Annotated in this window: 5 protein-coding genes; 4 read left to right on the plus strand and 1 reads right to left on the minus strand. The window is 71.8% G+C overall.

The window, feature by feature from the left end:
* The first annotated feature begins 194 nt into the window (after positions 1–194).
* From msrB to KUTG_RS36995, 4 genes are all read left to right on the plus strand, one after another.
* Positions 195–626 (plus strand): peptide-methionine (R)-S-oxide reductase MsrB, encoded by a 432-nt coding sequence (gene msrB / locus KUTG_RS36980; protein ID WP_043723522.1) that lies wholly within the window; start codon positions 195–197, stop codon positions 624–626.
* 275 nt (positions 627–901) lie between these two features.
* A complete protein-coding gene (locus tag KUTG_RS54325) occupies positions 902–1,810 on the plus strand; it encodes a TIGR04222 domain-containing membrane protein (protein ID WP_052395831.1) in 909 nt (302 codons plus the stop codon).
* Positions 1,794–2,633, plus strand: coding sequence for an MbnB/TglH/ChrH family RiPP precursor modification enzyme (locus KUTG_RS36990; protein ID WP_052396770.1), 840 nt, complete (start codon positions 1,794–1,796; stop codon positions 2,631–2,633). Before KUTG_RS54325 ends, KUTG_RS36990 begins: the two co-directional genes overlap by 17 nt.
* Positions 2,630–2,956, plus strand: coding sequence for a hypothetical protein (locus KUTG_RS36995; protein ID WP_043723525.1), 327 nt, complete (start codon positions 2,630–2,632; stop codon positions 2,954–2,956). The genes KUTG_RS36990 and KUTG_RS36995 overlap by 4 nt, the downstream gene beginning before the upstream one ends.
* Here KUTG_RS36995 and KUTG_RS37000 read toward each other — a convergent pair.
* Positions 2,953–3,705 carry an ESX secretion-associated protein EspG gene (locus KUTG_RS37000; protein ID WP_043723529.1) on the minus strand — a complete coding sequence of 251 codons (753 nt, stop codon included), beginning with the start codon at positions 3,703–3,705 and terminating at the stop codon, positions 2,953–2,955. The two genes, KUTG_RS36995 and KUTG_RS37000, sit on opposite strands and share 4 nt — an antisense overlap.
* Positions 3,706–3,827: the final 122 nt, after the last annotated feature.

Here is a 3,827-nt window from a genome sequence, read left to right on the forward strand (position 1 = left end):
CGACGGCTCCAACCGGGCCCGCCCCGTGGTGCTGGTCGCGGCGCTGCGCCGGCTCGGCGTGGACGTCCGAGCGGTGGAGGCCGTCGCCGACGTCCCGGTGCTGGGGCACGGGCAGCGCGTCGGTGAGGTACGTCCCGCTTTCGTAATGGCTGTGGCCTGAGCAAACGCTCGCGCGGATCCATAAACTTTCCAGCATGGAACCCGTTGTCGGCACCACCCCCAAGGTCGTCAAGTCGGAGCAGGAGTGGCGGGCCCAGCTCAGCCCGCAGGAGTTCGCCGTGCTGCGCCAGGCCGGCACCGAGCGGCCCTTCGTCGGCGAGTACACCGACACCAAGACCACCGGCGTCTACGAGTGCCGGGCCTGCGGCGCCGAGCTGTTCCGCAGCGACACCAAGTTCGACTCGCACTGCGGCTGGCCCTCGTTCTTCTCGCCGCTGGCCGGCGACAGCGTGATCCTGCGCGAGGACCGGGACCTGGGCATGGTCCGCGTCGAGGTGCTGTGCGCGGCCTGCCACAGCCACCTCGGGCACGTGTTCGAGGGCGAGGGCTACCCCACGCCGACGGACCAGCGCTATTGCATCAACAGCATTTCCCTGCGGCTCGTCCCCCAGACGGACGAAGCCTGACCGCGCCACCCTAAGGCTTCCTCAAGAGGCCTTGCCCGCGCTTTTCCGCGCGCCCACGATATGCGCTACCCGGAGCCGAAAAACGGCGAAGGGGCAACGACATCAACGCCGCCGGCACCTGGGGAGGGGCCGGCGGGACCGGGGGTGTCACCGGGCGCCGCGACTGGCTGGGGGTCGGCCGCGGCGCCCGGTGACCTCGGTGTTCAGCGTATTTCCCCTGACGAGACGCGTTGCGTCCAGGGGAAGGTCGGGTGCGACCGGACGGGGGTGGGGAAATGGGTTCGGAACCGTGGGGACTGTCCGGAGAACAGTTCCTCGAATGGTATTTCATCGGTGTCGGCTGCGCTCTCGTGCTGGCCGTCGTGATCAGATTCCTGCCGAAATTCTTCGGCCGCGGCGGCCAGGTCTTCCGGCCCAGCGCCGAAATGACCGGTTTTCTCGCCGCCGGGCCCGACCGCGCCGTCCAGGCCGTCGCCGCGGACCTGCTGGCGGCCGGCGCGCTGCGGGCCCAGAGCACCGGCCGGGTCCGGCTCACCGGATCGACCGTGCCGTCCAGCCCGCTCGCCGCGCAGTTCCTGACCCGTGCCGCGTCCAGCCATCTGCTGCCGGACATCACCCGTCACCTGCGCAAGCGGTCCGCGCTGTGGAACGTCGGCCACGACCTGGCCGACCTCGGGCTGCTCGTGCCGGAACACGTCGCCTCGCGCTTCCGCTACGCCTCGATCGTGCCGCTGCTGGCCGCGTTCGTCGTCGGTTTCATCCGCTGGTGCAACGGCTTCGCCCTCGGCCGACCGATCGGCTTCCTGACCGCGGCGCTGGCCGGGACGATCGTGCTGCTGTTCGTCGTGCTGAACTTCCAGCGCAAGCGGCACCTGCGCACCGTCGCCGGCGACCGGGCCCTGCGGGAGCTGCGGCGTGCCGGCCTGCACGACGCCGCGACGGCGGTGGCCCTCGGCGGCGTCGGGAAGTACCCGGACGCCCGGGTCGCCGCCGCCCTGCAGAAGTCGATCGAGCCGCCGGCCCGGCGGCGCACGGCCGCGGCCGTGGGGGCGGCCTCCGGCGGCGGCTTCTTCTGGGGCGGAGGCGGCAGCAGCTGCGGCGGCGGTGGTGGGGGAGGATGCGGTGGTGGGGGCGGTGGCTGCGGAGGCGGTGGAGGAGGCGGCGGCGGTGGCTGCGGCGGATGACGGGAAGAACTCCTTTCCCCGGCTCGGGGTCGGCATCGGGTGGCGGCCGGAGATCGACCTGACGGTCGAGCGGCTGCACGGTGTCGACCATGGGGTCGACTTCGTCGAGGTTGTCGCCGAGAACCTCGGTCATGGCGAGCTGCCCGAGTCGTTGCTGCTGCTCCGGGAACGCGGCGTGCCGGTCCTTCCGCACGCCGTTTCCCTGTCGCTGGGCGGGGCCGAGCCCATGGAGATGGCCCGCGTCGAGCATCTGGCCGCCGTGGCCGAGGCGTTGGCGGCGCCGATGGTCAGCGACCACGTGTGCTTCGTTCGGGCCGGTGGTCTCGACGCCGGTCACCTGATGCCGTTGCCTCGCACCCGTGAGGCCATGGATGTGTTGGTGGCCAACGTTCTTGAGGCCCAGCGGGTGTTGCCCGTGCCGCTGGCGCTGGAGAACGTCGCCGCGCTCATCGACTGGCCCGACGCCGAGATGACCGAGGGCCAGTTCCTGGCCGAGCTCGTCGAGCGCACCGACTGCCGGCTGCTGGTCGACGTGGCCAACCTGTATGCCAACGCCCGCAACATCGGCACCGATCCCGCCGAGTTCCTCGCCACGCTTCCCTTGGAGCGCTTGGCTTACGTGCATGTCGCCGGTGGTGTGGAGCGCGAGGGGCTCTACCACGACACGCATGCCCACGCGATGCCCGACGCCGTGCTGGATCTGCTCGGCAACCTGTGTGCCCGGGTCGATCCGCCCGGCGTGCTGCTCGAACGCGACGACGACTATCCGCCCGATGAGGAGCTCGCCGCCGAGCTCGCGGCCATCCGCGCCGTCCTGGCGTGAGCCGCGACCGGCTGGCCGCTCAGCAGGCCGAGCTGCTGCGCTCCTTGCTGGCCGGCGCGCCAACGCCTCCCGGGTTTGATGGCGCGCAGTTGAGGGCTCAGTCTGAAGCCCTGTTGTCCAAGCGTCGTCGCGTCACTTGGCACCTGCGGCCCGATCTGGCCGACGATCTCGGCGAGCGCTTCGGCCCGTTGTTCGCCGAGTATGCCTCAGATCACCCGAAGACCACCGACGTGCGGGCGCGTCAGGACGCCGACCGGTTCGGGGAGTGGTTGGTGGCGCAGGGACATCTCACGCCGCCGCGCCGCCGGTGGTGGCGGCGTTAGCCCAGCCTGCGCAGCTTCTCGTGCAGCTTGCTGGTCACCAGCTGCGGGCCGGCCGGGGCCGCGCTCACCCAGCGTCCGGCGGCCGACGCCGTGGTCTGCGTGAGCCAGCGGCCTTCGGCGGTATCCCGCACGGTGACCGGGTTTTCGGCCTGGTGGAGCCGTCCGTCCGCGCCGCGTGCGGCCACCCACAGCTGGCTGATGCTCAGCACCGGTTCGCCGAGCAGCGCCTTCAGGGCCCGCACGTCGTGCGGCTCGGTCGTGGGGCGGAAGCCGTTCCAGGCCTCTTCGCCTTGGGGGCGCGCGAAGTCCGCCTCGCACACGTTGATCGATCTCCCCTGTGCCGGCGGCCGGGCCGGCAGCTGCGCGACCACCGCCTCGGCCACGTCGTCGGGCTTCACCGGCGACAGCCAGGCCGCGTCGCCCTCGCGGACCACCAGCGCCGCTTCCCCGCCGCCGGCCGCGGCCAGCACTCCCAGCGTGCGCTGCGGGGTGCTGATCCAGCCGAACACCTCGACGTCGGGCCGGGCCAGCACGTGGAAGGTCGCCCGCATCTGCGCCGGCACCCCGCCGCCGGCCAGCAGTCCCCGCCCGGCCAGCTCGGCCAGCACCTGCCGGTCCGCCTCGCGGCGGGTGTCGTCGTCCATCCACTCCACAGTGGACACCAGGACGGACGGCATGCGGTCGTGGCCTTCCCAGCGCCAGAACGCCCGCACCGCGTCCATGGACAACTCGACGCGCTCTCTCAGCACCCCGCCGACCCCCAGTCGGTTCGATCCCTGTTCTCAGCACTCGCCGACCCCCGGTCGGCTCGTCCCTGTCTCAACACTGGCCGAACCGAAGTCGGATCGTTTCTGTCGTCAGTCCAGGCCGA

The sequence above is a fragment of the Kutzneria sp. 744 genome, from assembly GCF_000568255.1.
Classification (GTDB): domain Bacteria; phylum Actinomycetota; class Actinomycetes; order Mycobacteriales; family Pseudonocardiaceae; genus Kutzneria.

Coding starts and splice junctions, on each gene's coding strand:
- msrB (WP_043723522.1), top strand. CDS start 195: ATGGAACCCGTTGTCGGCACCACCCCCAAGGTCGTCAAGTCGGAGCAG.
- KUTG_RS54325 (WP_052395831.1), top strand. CDS start 902: ATGGGTTCGGAACCGTGGGGACTGTCCGGAGAACAGTTCCTCGAATGG.